The 15,526-nt window shown below is 69.9% G+C and carries 16 protein-coding genes; 7 read left to right on the plus strand and 9 right to left on the minus strand.

From position 1 onward, the window contains the following. Nucleotides 1-8: 8 nt before the first annotated feature. Nucleotides 9-683 (plus strand): IspD/TarI family cytidylyltransferase, encoded by a 675-nt coding sequence (locus F8A92_RS05200; RefSeq protein ID WP_153504016.1) that lies wholly within the window; start codon nt 9-11, stop codon nt 681-683. Here F8A92_RS05200 and F8A92_RS05205 read toward each other — a convergent pair. Continuing rightward, a complete protein-coding gene (locus F8A92_RS05205; RefSeq protein ID WP_153504018.1) occupies nt 655-1,005 on the minus strand; it encodes a hypothetical protein in 351 nt (116 codons plus the stop codon). The two genes, F8A92_RS05200 and F8A92_RS05205, sit on opposite strands and share 29 nt — an antisense overlap. A 15-nt stretch (nt 1,006-1,020) precedes the next feature. Next, the gene (locus F8A92_RS05210) at nt 1,021-1,503 is read right to left on the minus strand and encodes a CarD family transcriptional regulator (RefSeq protein ID WP_153504020.1); all 483 of its coding nucleotides are present in this window, start codon (nt 1,501-1,503) and stop codon (nt 1,021-1,023) included. Between the two features lie 232 nt (nt 1,504-1,735). Between F8A92_RS05210 and F8A92_RS05215 the strand changes: the two genes are divergently transcribed. Genes F8A92_RS05215 through disA form a run of 3 tightly spaced genes read left to right on the plus strand, consistent with a single transcriptional unit; the run spans nt 1,736 to nt 5,013 of the window. Further along, entirely contained in the window at nt 1,736-2,482 is a 747-nt protein-coding gene (locus F8A92_RS05215; RefSeq protein ID WP_153504022.1) for a hypothetical protein, read from the plus strand. Nucleotides 2,483-2,526: 44 nt separating this feature from the next. Further along, nucleotides 2,527-3,945 (plus strand): DNA repair protein RadA, encoded by a 1,419-nt coding sequence (gene radA, locus F8A92_RS05220; RefSeq protein WP_153504024.1) that lies wholly within the window; start codon nt 2,527-2,529, stop codon nt 3,943-3,945. 12 nt (nt 3,946-3,957) lie between these two features. Then, nucleotides 3,958-5,013, plus strand: a complete 1,056-nt coding sequence (gene disA / locus F8A92_RS05225; protein ID WP_153504026.1) for a DNA integrity scanning diadenylate cyclase DisA — start codon at nt 3,958-3,960, stop codon at nt 5,011-5,013. A gap of 34 nt (nt 5,014-5,047) precedes the next feature. Here disA and F8A92_RS05230 read toward each other — a convergent pair whose 3' ends face one another. From F8A92_RS05230 to F8A92_RS05250, 5 genes are read right to left on the minus strand one after another with little or no spacing between them, the layout of a single operon-like run. Further along, complete coding sequence (locus tag F8A92_RS05230) at nt 5,048-5,683, minus strand: GntR family transcriptional regulator (protein ID WP_153504028.1); 636 nt, start codon at nt 5,681-5,683, stop codon at nt 5,048-5,050. Between the two features lie 15 nt (nt 5,684-5,698). Next, complete coding sequence (locus tag F8A92_RS05235) at nt 5,699-6,337, minus strand: carboxymuconolactone decarboxylase family protein (RefSeq protein ID WP_153504030.1); 639 nt, start codon at nt 6,335-6,337, stop codon at nt 5,699-5,701. A gap of 37 nt (nt 6,338-6,374) precedes the next feature. Further along, complete coding sequence (locus F8A92_RS05240; RefSeq protein ID WP_153504032.1) at nt 6,375-7,265, minus strand: isocitrate lyase/PEP mutase family protein; 891 nt, start codon at nt 7,263-7,265, stop codon at nt 6,375-6,377. Continuing rightward, nucleotides 7,258-7,815 carry a DoxX family protein gene (locus tag F8A92_RS05245; protein ID WP_153504034.1) on the minus strand — a complete coding sequence of 186 codons (558 nt, stop codon included), beginning with the start codon at nt 7,813-7,815 and terminating at the stop codon, nt 7,258-7,260. Before F8A92_RS05245 ends, F8A92_RS05240 begins: the two co-directional genes overlap by 8 nt. Before the next feature lie 5 nt (nt 7,816-7,820). After that, entirely contained in the window at nt 7,821-9,395 is a 1,575-nt protein-coding gene (locus tag F8A92_RS05250; protein ID WP_153504036.1) for an ABC transporter substrate-binding protein, read from the minus strand. A gap of 220 nt (nt 9,396-9,615) precedes the next feature. Between F8A92_RS05250 and F8A92_RS05255 the strand changes: the two genes are divergently transcribed. Next, the gene (locus F8A92_RS05255; protein WP_153504038.1) at nt 9,616-10,170 is read left to right on the plus strand and encodes a VOC family protein; all 555 of its coding nucleotides are present in this window, start codon (nt 9,616-9,618) and stop codon (nt 10,168-10,170) included. 28 nt (nt 10,171-10,198) lie between these two features. Here the strand turns inward: F8A92_RS05255 and F8A92_RS05260 are convergent, their stop codons facing one another. Beyond that, on the minus strand, nt 10,199-10,873 hold the full coding sequence (locus tag F8A92_RS05260) for a MucR family transcriptional regulator (protein ID WP_153504040.1): 675 nt from the start codon (nt 10,871-10,873) through the stop codon (nt 10,199-10,201). Between the two features lie 86 nt (nt 10,874-10,959). On the opposite strand from F8A92_RS05260, the gene F8A92_RS05265 reads away from it, so the two are divergent. Both F8A92_RS05265 and F8A92_RS05270 read left to right on the plus strand, forming a co-directional pair. Beyond that, nucleotides 10,960-11,841, plus strand: coding sequence for an HhH-GPD family protein (locus tag F8A92_RS05265; protein WP_153504042.1), 882 nt, complete (start codon nt 10,960-10,962; stop codon nt 11,839-11,841). A 71-nt stretch (nt 11,842-11,912) separates the two neighbouring features. Continuing rightward, nucleotides 11,913-13,385, plus strand: coding sequence for an MFS transporter (locus F8A92_RS05270; protein ID WP_153504044.1), 1,473 nt, complete (start codon nt 11,913-11,915; stop codon nt 13,383-13,385). Here F8A92_RS05270 and F8A92_RS05275 read toward each other — a convergent pair. Then, nucleotides 13,360-15,471, minus strand: a complete 2,112-nt coding sequence (locus tag F8A92_RS05275; RefSeq protein ID WP_153504046.1) for an acetate--CoA ligase family protein — start codon at nt 15,469-15,471, stop codon at nt 13,360-13,362. The two genes, F8A92_RS05270 and F8A92_RS05275, sit on opposite strands and share 26 nt — an antisense overlap. Between the last annotated feature and the right edge of the window lie 55 nt (nt 15,472-15,526).

Here is a 15,526-nt window from a genome sequence, read left to right on the forward strand (position 1 = left end):
GGCAGGCTATGAGTCAGACAGTCGCAGTGGTGCTCGCCGGGGGCCGCGGCCGCCGGGTCGGCGCCGATCGCAACAAGGTGCTGCTGGAGGTCGCCGGGCGGCCGGTGATCGCGTGGTCGATCGCGGCGTTCGCCGGGCATCCGGCGATCGACCGTGTCGTCCTCGTCGGCCACCGCGACGACCTGGCGGAGCTGGCGGCGATCGCGGCACCGTACGGCGTGCGCGACGTGATCGAGGGCGGCGCCGAGCGGGCGGACAGCGAGCGCTGCGCACTCGAGCTGCTGCGGACCGAGATCGTCGCGGCGACCGTGGGTGTCGTGCTCATCCACGACGGCGCCCGGCCCTGCGTGTCGCCGGGGCTGATCGCCGCCGCGGCCCGCACCGCGGGCACGAGCGGCGTCGTCCCGACCCTCGAGGCGCCGCCGCTGGTGCTCGACGACGGCGCGCGGATCACCGCCGCCCCGGGCCACCTGATGCGCGCGCAGACACCGCAGGGCGGACCGGGCGCCCAGCTGCTGGCGGCGTACGACGAGGCGCGGCGCACCGGGTTCACCGGCACCGACACGGCGTCGTATCTCGAGCACGCCGGACACGCGGTGCGGGCGATCCCCGGCGAGCCGGCGAACCTGAAGGTGACGTACGCGGCCGATCTCGCTACAGCCGCTGCAGCTCTCGGCCGCTAGCGACGGTCCGGCGCAACAGGTCGTCGGGATCGCTTGCGGCGCAGGCGATCTCGACATCGACCACCACCGGGAACGTCACGATCGACAGCGTCCCGCGGGGCACCGTTCCGCGGACGAGGTCGTCGTCGCCGACGTCCTTGACCGTCTCGGGCATCGGCGCCGTGGTGACCCAGACGCCCTCCCTGGCCACTATCCGCTCGAGCCCGCGCGGCTCGACGCCAATCGCCACCTGTCCCGAGAACGCGAGAAGGTCGCCCGCGGCGCGCAGCCGGTGGGCGACCTTCACGTCTGCGGTGGCGTACCAGAGGTCAGACCACTGCATAGGAAATCATCGATGCTACGAGGCGAGGACCTCATCGAGCAGGACCTCAGCCTTGTCCTCCGAGGTGGCCTCTGCGAGCGCGAGCTCGGAGACCAGGATCTGGCGAGCCTTCGCCAGCATCCGCTTCTCGCCGGCGGACAGGCCGCGCTCCTTGTCGCGCCGCCACAGGTCGCGAACGACCTCGGCGACCTTGTTGACGTCGCCCGACGCCAGCTTCTCGACATTGGCCTTGTAGCGCCGGGACCAGTTCGTCGGCTCCTCGGTGTGCGGGGCACGCAGGACCTCGAACACCCGATCGAGCCCCTCCTGCCCGACGACATCGCGAACGCCGACGATCTCGGCATTGTCTGCAGGGACTCGGACAGTCAGGTCGCCCTGCTGAACCTTGAGAACCAGATAGGTCTTCTCTTCGCCCTTGATGGTGCGCTTCTCAATCGCTTCGATCAGTGCTGCCCCGTGGTGAGGGTAGACGACGGTTTCACCGACGTTGAATTCCATATTCGTTGATCTCCTATCGGGTTGTGTCAATTCTAACACGCCACGTACGACGAGAAAAATTGGGCCGATTGACGTTTCCGCAGGTCAACAGGGATATTTGTCGGTGAGCAGGGTTTGACATCCGGCGCAAAATTTGCTCAGCACTGCTAACGACCCGTGCCGGTGACATCTTCGTGAGCCCGTCGCACTAATCTATCCGCAGGCAATTGCACCCACTTCGAGGAGATCTGTCGTGAGCCTCAACGCCGCATCGCGTCGCCCCGTACGCCGTACCCGACTGGCCGCCGCCGCGATCGTCCTGCCGCTGGCTTTCGGCGCCGTGCTGACCGGTTGCTCGGCCGGTCAGATCACCCAGACCGCCGAGAAGCGCCCCGGCGTCGCCGGCTCCCAGGCGAAGGTGGGCGATCTGAAGGTGCTCAACGCGTTCTTCGCCGCGCCCGAGCAGGGCAAGTACGAGTCCGGCGACACCGCGGAGCTCGAGATGCTCGTGACCAGCATGGGCGCGGGCGACGAGCTCACCTCCGTCAGCGTCGACGGCAAGGACGCCACCATCTCCGAGAGCCGCGGCTCGTCCTCTTCCTCCTCGGGGTCCGCCGGCGCCTCGTCGTCGGCCTCCGCCTCGTCCTCGAGCGCTCCCGCGTCCGGCTCCGCCGGCGCCTCGTCCTCGTCCTCCGCCTCGTCCGGCTCCGCCTCGTCCGGCTCTGCCTCCTCCGGCTCCGCGTCCTCCGGGTCGTCGAGCGCCTCGATCAAGATCCCGGCCGACGGCAGCGCCTACTTCTCCAGCTCCGACAAGGGCGTGGCCACCATCGAGGTCACCATGCCGAAGCAGGTCTACCCGGCGACGCTGATCCCGGTGAAGCTCACCTTCAAGAACGCCGGCGAGCTGACCTTCGACGTGCCCGTCGCGACCTCCCTCGACGAGGTGCCCCGCGACAAGGACCAGAACTACTCGCCCAGCGAGGGTGCAGAGCACGGCTAGGCCGGCCGGGAAACCTGTCCGGCCCGTCGGGCAGAGTTGACCGCATGGCTGGAAAGACCAAGCAGAGCTACCGGTGCACCGAGTGCGGCAACGAGACGCTGCGCTGGGTGGGTCGCTGTCCGGAATGCCAGGCGTGGGGAACGGTCGAGGAGTCCGGTGGCGCCGTCGCGCTGCGCAAGGTGAGCGCGGGGCCGGTGACGTCCGCCGCCCGCCCGATCGCCCAGGTCGATCTCGACGCCGCGCGGGCCCGACCCACCGGCGTCGACGAGCTCGACCGGGTGCTCGGTGGTGGGCTGGTCCCCGGCTCGGTCGTACTGCTCGCCGGTGAGCCGGGTGTCGGCAAGTCGACCCTGCTGCTCGAGGTGGCCAGCCAGTTCGCCGCGGCCGACCGGACGGCGTTGATCGTCACCGGCGAGGAGTCGGCCTCGCAGGTCCGGCTGCGTGCCGAGCGCACCGGCTCGCTCGCCGAACGCCTCTACCTCGCCGCCGAGACCGACCTCTCCGCGCTGATCGGGCACGTCGACGCCGTCCAGCCGGGGCTTCTGGTGGTCGACTCGATCCAGACGCTCGCCTCCGCCGCCGTCGACGGCTCCGCGGGTGGCGTCACGCAGGTGCGGGCCGTCGCGGCCGCCGTCATCGCGCTCGCCAAGGAGCGCGGCATCGCCACCGTCATCGTCGGGCACGTCACCAAGGACGGCTCGATCGCCGGCCCGCGGCTGCTCGAGCACCTGGTCGACGTGGTGCTGCACTTCGAGGGCGACCGACACTCGACGCTGCGCATCGTCCGGGCGATCAAGAACCGGTTCGGTGCGTCCGACGAGGTCGGCTGCTTCGAGATGGTGGACGACGGCATCCGCGGGCTGCCCGACCCCTCGGGCCTGTTCATCAGCGACCGCAAGGAGGCGGTGGCCGGCACCTGCATCACCATCACCGTCGAGGGCCGGCGTCCGATACCGGCCGAGATCCAGGCGCTCGCGACCAAGAGCCCGCTCGCGTCACCACGCCGCTCCGTCAGCGGGCTGGACGGCGCCCGGGTCGCGATGGGGCTGGCGGTGCTGGCCAAGAACGGCGTGAGCTTCTCCGACCACGATGTATTCGCCGCGACCGTCGGTGGCATGAAGATCACCGAGCCCGCCGTCGACCTTGCCGTCGCCCTCGCGCTCGCCTCGGCGTCGGCGAACAAGCCGCTGCCCAAGGCGTTCGCGGCGATCGGGGAGGTGAGCCTCGCCGGTGACATCCGCCGCGTGACCGGCATGGCACGGCGGCTCGCCGAGGCGGCGCGCATGGGGTTCACGACGGTCGTCGTCCCGCCGGATCCCGGCAAGGTCCCGCCGGGTCTGCAGATCGTCGAGGCGCACAACCTGCTCGAAGCACTTCTGGCGGTCGGTCTTCCCCCGGACCGGACGGGGGTCGATACGATGAACCGGCCACCAGCATCCGTCACGCCCTTGCAGCGCCCGTAGCGATAGGACCCAATGCTCCGCTCGATCCTCGCCACCATGGCGCCCGGCACCGCACTGCGCGAAGGCCTCGACCGCATCCTCCGCGGGCGCACCGGCGGGCTGATCGTGATCGGCTGGAACCGCTCGGTCGAGGCGCTGTGCACCGGCGGCTTCCCCATCGACGTCGAGTTCTCGGCGACCGGGCTCCGTGAGCTGTGCAAGATGGACGGCGCGGTCGTGCTCAATGCGGACGGCACGCGCATCATGCGGGCCGGGGTGCATCTGATGCCGGACGCGGCCGTGCACACCGACGAGTCCGGGACGCGGCACCGCACCGCGCAGCGCGTCGCCAACCAGACCGGGTTCCCGGTGATCGCCGTCAGCCAGTCGATGAACGCGATCACCCTGTACATCCGCGACGACCGCCACCAGCTCGAGCACCCGACGACCCTGCAGGACCGCGCCAACCAGGCGCTGGCCACGCTCGAGAAGTACAAGTTCCGCCTCGACGAGGTCGCGGGCACGCTCTCCGCTCTCGAGATCGAGGACCTGGTGACGGTGCGCGACGTGGTCGCCGTCAGCCAGCGCCTGGAGATGGTCACCCGCATCTCCCAGGAGATCGCCGGTTACGTCAGCGAGCTCGGGACCGACGGCCGCCTGTCGGCGCTGCAGCTCGAGGAGCTCATGGCCGGCGTGATCGACGAGCGGGCGCTGATCGTTCGTGACTACCTTTCCAACGGCCGGCGCACCCGCAGCGCCGAGAGCGTGCTCGAGCAGCTCGAGCAGATCCCGTCGGCCGAGCTCATCGACCTGTCGGCGATCAGCACCGTGCTGGGCTTCTCCAGCAGCCCGGACGCGCTCGACGAGGCAGTGAGCCCGCGCGGCTACCGCCTGCTCGCCCGGGTCCCGCGGCTGCCGGCCGCCGTCATCGACCGGCTGGTCGATCACTTCGGGTCCCTGCAGCGGCTGCTCGCCGCCTCCAGCGACGACCTCATCGAGGTCGAAGGCGTCGGCGAGATGCGGGCGCGCGGGATCCGCGAGAGCCTGTCGCGGCTCGCCGAGACCACCATCCTCGAGCGTCACCTGTAGGGCCGCCCGTCCGAGGTGCCGGGCGGCGTCCGGGTCAGTGCAGCAATGCGTCGCGGCCCTGCAGGATGTGCTCGGCCATCAGGTTCCCGGCGCGCCGGTCCTCCCCGGTCGCGATCGCCTCGACGATCATGCGGTGGAACTGCGCAGAACGGCGCCGCTCGTCGAGGTCGTACCTGCGGAATGCGGCGAAGACCAGGGGCGCGTCGACCGCCTGGCCGAGCAGCTGCGCGAGCCTCGGATGCCGGGCCGCCTCGACGATCCGCCCGTGCAGCTTCTTGTTGGCCGCGTTCACCAGCCGGATCGACTCGGTGGTCGCATCGCTCGACTCGACGACCTGCTCGAATTCCGCCGCGTCCGCGCGCAGCAGCTCCACGAGCTCCGGCGTCGCGCGTTGCGCCGCGAGCTCGGTGGCATAGGCCTCGAGCCGGCAGCGCATCTCGTAGAAGTCGTGGATCTCCTCCTCGGAGACCGGCCGCACTATGGCGCCCCGGTTCGTCTTGCTCTCGACCAGCCCCTCGGCCTGCAACCGGCGCAGCGCTTCGCGGATCGGCGTCCGCGACAGGCTCAGCTCTGCGGCCAGCCGCTGCTCGATGAGGCGCTCCGAGGGCGGGATGCGTCCTTCGACGATCGCGTCGCGGATCCGGTCGTACGCGTCACGCGCCTGGTTCATGTGCCCTCTGCGGAATCAGGAGGTCGCCGCCCCGATGTCGACGGCCGAACTGCCCTCCGGGGCGTCGATCTCGACGATCGGCTCCTCCCGGTCATCGTACTCAAGCCGAAGCGCACGGCTGATCACCGCGTGCATGTCATACATGGCCGTGATGTAGGTGAGCTCGAAGATCTCGACGTCGCTCAGGAATCCCTTCAGGGCGGTGAAGACGCCGTCGGCGATGCGGCCACCGCTGCCGACCAGCCCATCGGTGTAGGCCAGGACGGCGCGCTCCTCGGGGGTGAACTCGTCGGAGGTCTGCCACGAGGGAATCGCGGCGATCTTCGCTTCGCTCATCCCGAGGCTGCGGCACGACTTGCAGTGCTGGGAGAACACGAACTGGCTGCCACGCAGCCAGCCGGCGCGCGTCTGGCCGAGCTCGCGCAGGATCGGCGAGAGCTTGCGATCCGGATTCGCGTAGAGCCGGAACCCGAGGACCGCATGCTCGAGCACGTCGGGGGCGAGGGCGAAGACCGTCCACCAGTTCCCCGGCGTGCCGGTCGCCGTGCCGGGGGTGTCGACGGGGTCGACTCCGTCTCCGAAGAGCCGGTCGTACATGCGGTGGACGATGGGGGCGGCGGTGTCGGTACGTCGAACCTGGCTCAGGCGGGGCATCGTGGCCTCTTCTCTCGTTGCGGGCTTGTCGGTGTGGTTACGGGGTTCGGAATTCGGTCTCGAGATCTCTCATCCGGTCGAGCCCGAGAAGCTCGGTGACGCCGTCGAAGGTCGCCATGACGCTCGCGGAACCGGCCGTCGACCGGGTCGCGCGTAGCCCGGCGAGCATCGAGCGCACGCCGTGCATGGCAGTCAGCAGCGTGCTGATCGGGAAGATGACGACGTTGTAGCCGAGCCGCCGTACGAGGTCGACGCTCAGCACCTCGGTCTGGCCGCCCTCGACCCAGTTGAACAGCAGCGGGTAGCCGGCGAGGCGGGTCGCGACGAGCTCGATGTCGGCCTCGGTACGGGGCGCCTCGACGAACAGCACATCGGCGCCGGCGTCCGCGAAGGCCTTGGCGCGGTCGATGGCATCGTCGACCCCGTTCACCGCCAAGGCGTCGGTGCGCGCGACGACGAGCAGGTCGGGATCGGTACGCGCGGCGGCGGCGGCGCGGATCTTGGCGACCGCGTCGCTCCGGTCGATGACCGCCTTGCCGGCCATGTGGCCGCAGCGCTTCGGATACACCTGGTCCTCGAGCTGGATGCCGGCGACGCCCGCCTGCTCGTAGTCCTTGACCGTGCGGACGACATTGATCTCGTTGCCGAACCCGGTGTCGGCGTCCGCGATCACCGGCTGGGACGTCGCCTGGCAGATCCGACGCACAGCATCGAGCATCTCGGTGCCGGTCACCAGACCCACGTCCGGTCTCCCGAGCAGGCTGGCCGAGACACCGAACCCCGATACGTAGCAGCCGTCGAAGCCGGCCTCCTCGACGAGGCGCGCGCTCATCGCGTCGTACGCCCCGGGGAGGATGACGGTGCCGCCCTGCACCTGCGCACGGAAGTCCGCGCGGCTGGGCGGCCGGCGATTGAGGAAGTCAGACATCGGAGCTCCGTGGTGTCGCGGGAGGATCGGACGCAAGAACGGTATCGCTCCCGATCCTCGCCATGAGTGGCTTTGCGGCGATGAAGGCGAGCCCTGCCACTGGTCCGGCGATTGTGGCAGCCCAGCGGAGCCACGCCGCCGGGTCCAGGCCGATCAGCTGGTCGAGCGCGAACCGGCCGGGTCCTGCGAGAGCCACGCAGGCGGCGACGGCCGCCAGCAGTGCGGGCAGCTCGATACCGTTCTTCGAGCCCCACAGACCGTTCTTCCAGTGCACCGACGCGGCAACCACCAGCGTGCCCGCGAGCGCAGCCGCCGCGAACGGTGTGATCAGGCCGAGCACGAGCAGCGCCCCAGCAACGAGCTCGAGAGCGATGGCGACGGCGACATTGGTGCGGGCCGGCCGGAATCCGACGCGATCGAAGATCGCGACCGTCCTGTCGAAGCCCTCACCGCTGAACGCTCCGGTGAGCTTCTGCATCGCATGGCCCGCCATGAGCAGGCCGAGGACCACTCGAAGAAGTAGCAGCGCCGTGTCGAGTGTGTACGCCACCCGCGCTAGTCCTTGATCGCGACGCCGCGCTGAGTCGGCGCGTCGTAGGACGGTTGCTCGACGTTCGACACGTTCGTGCCGTACGCCGACGCCAGGTGCAGCAGGCAGATCGGAACGATCTGGGTCTGGTGGTCGAGCATGCTCTGGGCGACCTTCTCGTACAACGGCTTCCGCTCAGCGGGGTCGACCGGGCCGGCCGCCTGCTTCGCCAGATCGATGGTCTCCTGGGAGGCCGCCTGCCCGATGTTGAAGGGATGGCCCGGCATGAAGTAGGCCATGGCGCCGTTCGGATCGGGGGTGCCGACGTACGGCAGCGCCGCCGCCTCGACGGTCTGGTCTACGGCGAACTCCTGGCGCAGCTGTGCAGAGGGAACCGGTTTCACGCTCGCTGCGATCCCGACCTCGGCGAGCTGCGCCTGCACGACCTCGGCCAGCTGGGTGAACATGGTGATGTTCGGTGCGAGCAACGAGATCTCGACCCCGGCGGTCGCGCCGGCCTCGGCCAGCAGCGCCTTTGCCTTCTTCGGGTCGTGTGGGTAGGTCTGCAGGCCGTCGCCTACCTTATCGCTGTAGCCGACAGAGGTCCGCGGAACGGCCTGGATGCTGGGCGTACAGTGGCCGTCGAACAAGCCCTGGGAGATCTTCTCGCGGTCCAGGGCGTACTGGATCGCCAGCCGGGCCTTCTCGTCGTCGAACGGGGCCTTCGCCGCGTTCACCGCCAGGTAGAGGAAGTTGTTCGCCTCGCTGGCGACGACCTTGTAACCCTTCGCGACGGCTTGGTCCACCTGGCCCGGCTGCAGGTAGATGCCGTCCAGCTCGCCGCTCTGCAACGCGTTGTACCGAGTCTGGTCGTCGATCATCACGCGATAGGTCATCGTGGCGACGTTCTGCGCACCGGAGTCCCAGTAGCCAACAGACTTCGCGAACTCGGCGCGTTCGCCGGGCACGAACTCGGTCAACGTGTATGAACCGATACCGACCGGTCCTTGATCGAGCGCTCCCGACTGGGCCGCGGTGGGCGAGACGATGATTCCGGAGCGCACGCCGAGGGCGGTCAGGTACGCGCCGAGTCCGCCGGAGACGTTGATCTTGATGGTCTTCGAATCGATCACCTCGGCAGACGCGAACGCCGCCGACTCGGCCGCCAGCAGGCTGCCCTTGGCGGCGTTGCGTTCGAGGTTGAACTTCACCGCCTCCGCGTCGAACGGCGTGCCGTCGGCGAAGGTCAGTCCCTCGCGCAGGCTCAGCGTGACGGACAGGTTGTCGTCGGCGACCGTCCAGTCCGTGGCCAGCATCGGCTGCAGCTGCGCCTTCTGGTCCAGATCGAACAGCCGGTCATACACCGGGCGGAATACCGGCAGGTCGCCACCGCTGAGGCTCTTGACCGGGTCCCAGCTCGCTGGGAAGGCGATCGTCGCCCACCGGAAGTGCGCGTTCTTGTCGAAGCCCTGCTCGAGCTTGAAAGCGGTGGGCAGGGAGCCGGTCGCAGTGTCCTCTCGCGGGATCGGCGCATTGCCGCACGCCGATATCAGCAGGGCCAGCGAGAGCCCGGCGACCCCGGCTCCGATCCTCGACTTCATGACGGTCCAATCTGCAGCTCCGGGCCGTTGGCGCGTCCAACGGCGTACGTAGGTTGTACACAATTACGCAAGAAATTCCTAGTGTGTTCGCTGGACAGCGGCCAGATCATCTGTTGATGTACACAATTCATTGCACCCACCGGTGACGTGTGCAACAGTGAGGGCATCTTGAGCGTTGCGCTCGACGTATCCGCGTCCACGTCACCTGGAGGAGACCGCCATGGCCACGAACCCCGATCGACCGTTCGAAGTAACCGGCATCAACCACCTCGCCCTCGTCTGCTCCAACATGGAGAAGACCGTCGAGTTCTACGAGGACGTGCTCGGCTTCCCGCTGATCAAGACCGTCCAGCTTCCGGGCGGCCGCGGGCAGCACTTCTTCTTCGACATCGGCGGCGGGAACCATCTCGCGTTCTTCTGGTTCCCCGATGCGCCTGCTCCGGCGCCGGGTGTCGCGGCCGCCGCAGGCATGCCGGGCACCGGCGACCTCACCAGCGCCGTCGGTTCGATGAACCACGTCGCGTTCACGATCCCGCTCGACAAGTTCGAGGAGTACCGCGACAAGCTCATCGAGGCCGGCGTCAACACGGGCGTCATCCTCAACCACGACGACAGCGAGTCCACCGTCGCGCAGGAGATGCACCCCGGCGTGTTCGTCCGCTCGCTGTACTTCATGGATCCCGACGGCATTCTGCTCGAGTTCGCCTGCTACACGCGCGAGATGACCGACGACGACGTGAAGCACGCTCCGTCCAAGCAGACCGCGGGAGCCTAGCCGGAAAAGGGACTCGGGCGTCTCGCGGTCAGTAGAGGCTGAACGGGGTGCGGCCGCTGACGACGGCGCCCTGGTGCGCCTCGAGCCAGTAGTCGCCCGCCCCCAGCAACGGCCGCGGGCCCGCGCAGCCCGGCTCCGATACCTTGCCGGACCACAACAGCGAGAACTCGACCTTCTCCCCGGGCGCCAGCACGCGGGTGTCGACAGAGGTCCCCGGATAGCAGTCGTTGCTCGACCACCGACGGGTCCCGTCGGCGTCGAAGATCAGGATCTCCTGCGTCGCCGCGTCGAGGTCACGGACGCACGGCTCGCCGCCGGCGTTGACCACGCTGAGCGAGAGCTTCGGCTTGTCGCCGACGGCGAAGACGTTGTTGGTCGCCGAGGCGACGACCTGCAGCTGCGCGTCCTGGCAGGCGGCGGGGGCGGCCGGCGGCGTCGGGCTCGTCCCCGTCGCCGGCGAGGTGACCACTGGCGCGGACGACGCGGTGGCCGGTGCCGAGGACGTGAGCGGCGCGGCGGACGACGTCGCGGGGCTGGTAGCGGTCGACGGGGTCTCGCCCGCCGCCGAGCCGCCGTCGCCGCCGTCGAATACGGCGAGGACCAGCGTCACCACGAGAGCGACCGCGGCGACCAGGACCGCCACCGCTGCCAGCCGGCGGCGCCAGTAGACCGCCGGCGCCAGGGGTCCGACCGGATTGAGCACGGTCTCAATCTAGGTGCGCCCCGATGTGAAGCCGAGGCAAAACGCCGAGGCAACGGCCAAGGTGCCGCTTTGGCACGATGGACGTCATGTCTGTCGAGTACGACGCCATCATCGACGCGGTGAGCCGGTGGTACGGCGACCACGCCCGCGACCTCCCGTGGCGCGGCGCGCACGTGAGCCCGTGGGCGGTGATGGTCAGCGAGTTCATGCTGCAGCAGACACCTGTCGCGCGCGTGCTCCCGGTCTTCGAGGCGTGGCTCGAGCGGTGGCCCGAGCCGTCGTCGCTCGCGTCCGCGACCACCGGTGACGCCGTGCGGATGTGGGGAAAGCTGGGGTATCCGCGACGGGCGCTGCGTCTGCACGCGGCGGCGGTCGAGATCACCGGGCGGCACAGAGGGGTGGTCCCGGAGGACCTGACCGCGCTGAAGGCGTTGCCGGGCGTCGGTGACTACACCGCGGCCGCGGTCGCGGCCTTCGCATTCGGACGTCGGGTCGCCGTGGTCGACACCAATGTGCGCCGGGTGGTGCACCGCTCGGTGCTCGGCGCGGCGGACGCCGGCCGGTCGACGACGAAGGCGGACTTCGCGCTCGTCGAGGCCATGCTGCCGACGGATGCGACGTCCGCGGCGCGCGCCTCCATCGCGCTGATGGAGCTCGGGGCACTGGTGTGCACCGCCAAGGATCCGCGCTGCGCCGACTGCCCCTTGGTCGAGGACTGCGCCTGGGTCCACGCGGGCCGACCGGCGTACGACGGGCCCGCCCGGCGCATCCAGCGGTTCGCCGGCACCGATCGCCAGGTGCGGGGTCTGCTGATGGACGTCCTACGAGCCAGCGACTGCGCCGTCGAGAAGGCGGCCCTCGACGTGGTCTGGTCCGACGAGGCCCAACGCGGACGGGCGCTGCAGGGCCTGCTGGACGACGGCCTGGCCGTGCGCCGCGAGGACGGACGCTACGCGCTTCCCGGGTGAGCGCTTGCCGACCGCGGCAGCGAGGACTAGAACTGTTCTAGAATCCCATTCGCTTACAGGAACGAGCTCGCATGACGTCGCCGGGCGCGAGCACACCCCGCTCGTCCTGGCTGACACTGTCCGCCGTCTGCCTGGTCAGCGTCCTCATGTCGCTGAACATGAACACGCTCAACATCGCGCTCCCGATCCTGACGCGGCACTTCGACGCCTCCCCGACCGCGGCCAGCTGGCTGCTGCTGTCGTACATGGTCACCAACTGCGCGCTGCTCGTGCCGTTCGGCAGGCTCGCGGACAGCCTCGGCCAGCGGCGCGTCTACCTCTGGGGCCTCGGGACGTTCATCATCGCCGGCTTCCTGTGCGGGCTGGCACCCGACATCGAGACGCTGATCGCCCTGCGCGCCTTGCAGGCGGTGGGCTCGGCAGCCCTGCTGGCCAACGGCGCGACCCTCATCCACGACGCCTTTCCGGCGTCGCGGCTCAGCAACGCCATGGGCTTCTACACGGCCTCCTTCTCGGTGGCCGCGCTCATCGGTCCGACCCTCGGCGGCTTCATCGCCGAGCTCGGCGGCTGGCAGTGGGTCTTCTGGTTCAGCCTGCCGCTCGCGGTACCGGCGTTCCTCTGGGGCGTCCGGCAGATCGCCGGACGCCCGCCGGCGCAGACGCGGGCGTCCCTGGACGGCGCCGGCAACGGCGTGCTCATGACGATCCTCATCCTGGCCACCTTCGGCATCTCGAGGGCCTCGGACCTGGGCTGGACGCATCCGCTGATCATCTGGACGCTGGCTGTGAGCGTTGCCCTCGTTCCGGCACTGGTCGCGATCGAGCGCCGGGCGACCAACCCGATCCTGAACGCGGAGGTGCTGCGCAGCAACGGAGTGGCGTCGATCTACACGGCGGGATTCCTCAACGGCGCCGCCCGCTTCCCCATCGTGATCGTGATGGGGCTGTACTTCCAGGCCGTTCAGGGCCACAGCGCCGCAGTCGCGGGACTCTACCTGCTACCCGTCCCGGCGGGCATGATCAGCACGGCGATGCTGCTCGGCCGGTTCGCGAAGCGGTACGACCCGCGCCTACTGGCGACCGTCGGCTCCCTGATCGGCATGGTCGGCCTCGGCATCGTGCTGGCCAGCTCGTTGCTGCAGCACGACGCCCTGCTGCTCGGCGGCCTGACCCTCACCGGAGCGGGCACCGGCGTGTTCATGGGATCGAACACGACCGCGCTGCTGACCGCCCTCCCCGAGCAGGCCATCGGAGTGGGCAACGCCGTCCGCCTGATGCTGCAGAACGTCGGGAACCTGCTGAGCGTCGCCGTGTCGCTCGCGCTCATCGCCGGCGTGCTGCCCCGCGAGAAGCGCAGCGTGGTGATGCAGGCCGACGCGGACGGCGTCGCGGGCGTCACCCCGGCCGAGCTCGCGCCCGGCTTCCACGCCGCACTGGTGTTCCTGCTGGCCCTGTCGCTGTTCGGCGTCCTCAGCTGCGCGCGCGGCCAGCGCCTCGCGACCCGCGCCGCGCGCTGCGCTACTCCCGCGACGTCCGCCACGTAACCAGCGCGTCGAGCGCCTCGACCCCCCGCGAGGTCGCCCGGAGCGGGTTGACCTCGATGGACTCGAGGTCGTCACCGAGCGCCTGGGCCAGCTGCACGAGCCGCGCGATCACGTCGGTCAGCTCGTCGAGGTCTACCTCGTGCGCGCCGCGCGCACCGGAGAGCACCCCGATCCCGCGAAGCTCGCCGAGCGCGTCCCTGATGGACCGCCTGCTCACCGGGAGCACCCGCAGCACGCTCTCACCGAGCAGCTCCACCCAGATGCCGCCGAGGGCGACGGCCAGGGTCAGCCCCCACTGCGCGTCGCGGACGACGCCCACCAACAGCTCCGGGCCCGGCGCGCTCATCGGCTGCACGATGACGGCGTCGGCCGGGGTCCCGCTGCTGTGCACCGCGTGCAGGATCTCCGTGAACGCCGTCTGGACCGCCGCGGCGTCGGCGAGCCCGAGCCGCACACCGCCGATGTCGCTCTTGTGCGCGATACCGTCGCCGGCCACCTTCAGCACCACCGGGTAGCCGATCTCGGACGCCGCCGCGACCGCCGCGTCGGCGGAGCCGGCGAGCCGGGTGGCGACGACGGGGATGCCGTTGCGGCGTAGCAGCTCGCCGGCGCGCAGCTCGCTCCAGACCCCCTGCCGGGCACCCGCGGGCCACTGGACGTGCGGCAAGGCGCTCAGCCCCGGCTCGCCGACGTGCGCGACCAGCGCGTGGTAGCGCGCGGCGTTGCCGACCGCGGTCATGGTGTGCTCGATGCCGCCGAAGACCAGCGGAAACCCTGACCGCTCGCGCAGCAGCCGGCCAATGTCGGTGATGTCGGTGAGGCAGTTGCTGACCGGGATGACCGGCAGTGGGGAGCGGGCGATGCGCTCGGCGTTCGCCGTCCACACCTCGACCGCCGCCTCCAGATCCGGCGGCGGCGTCCGCGGCACCTCGGTGAGCAGCATGACCGCGTCGATGCCGGGGTCCTGCGCCACGATGTCCAGCGCGCGCCCCAGCAGAGTGCGATCGAGCAGCACGTAGCCGGTGACGTCCAGCGGGTTGTTCGCGCTCGCGAAGCCGGGCAGGATCTCGACCAGCCGCCGGGTCGTCTCCGGCGCGAAGTCGACGAGCTCGAGTCCTTCGTCGTCGGCGCGGTCGCAGATGATCTCCGAGGCCCCGCCGGACGGCGTCACGACCCCGAGCCGGCGTCCGGCCAGCGGCCCGATCTCCGAGAGCAGCGACGCGGTCGTCAGCAGGTCCTCCACGGAGGTCACGCGCAGCACCCCGAGCTGGCGGAACACCGCGTCGACGACGGCGTCGTCCCCGACGAGCGCTCCGGTGTGCGCCTGCGCGGTGTGCGAGGCCTTGGCGCTGCGGCCGATCTTCAGCGCGACGATCGGCTTCCCGGCGTCGCGGGCCGCCCGGGCAACCGCGATGAACTCCTCGGGGCGCCGGATGCTCTCCAGGAACAGCGCGATGCACTTCGTGCCGGGATCGTTCACGAGGTGGGCGATCACGTCGGTCACCGAGATGACCGTCTCGTTGCCCATGCTGGTCAGGAAGCTCAGCCCGATGCTGCGGGCGTGCGCGAAGGCCAGCACGCTGCTGGCGAGGGCTCCCGACTGCAGCACCACCCCGACTCCGCCGGAGACCATCGGCCGCGGAACGGGCAGGCCGTACGGCGTGATGGACTCGGTGGCGTTGATGAAGCCGTTGCCGTTCGGCCCGAGCACGAGCAGGTCGTTCTCCTCGGCGAACGCCGCGAGCTCTCGCTCGCGCGCCGCGCCCTCCGCCCCGACCTCGCCGTACCCCGCGGTGAGGACGACGTAGTTGCGGATCCCCCGGTGCATGCCCTCCTGCATCACCGGCACCACGGCGTCGATGGGCGTCATGAGATACGCCAGGTCGACCGGGACGGGAACGTCGGAGAGCGAGCGGTGCGTCGGTACGCCGTGCGCGGGCGTGCCCTTGGGATTGATCAGATGGACCTCGCCGTCGAAGTCGCCGGTGACCATGTTCGCGTAGGTGGCGATCGACCATCCGGACTTGTCGGTGGCGCCGACGAGCGCGATCGACCGCGGCCGGAAGAAGCTGCTCAGGTCTTTCACACGACCTCCAGGACGGCTGCTTTTGGAATCACGCTCTAGAACTCTTTCGGTCACT

Origin of the sequence: Cumulibacter manganitolerans (assembly GCF_009602465.1) — a bacterium.
GTDB classification, from domain to species: domain Bacteria; phylum Actinomycetota; class Actinomycetes; order Mycobacteriales; family Antricoccaceae; genus Cumulibacter; species Cumulibacter manganitolerans.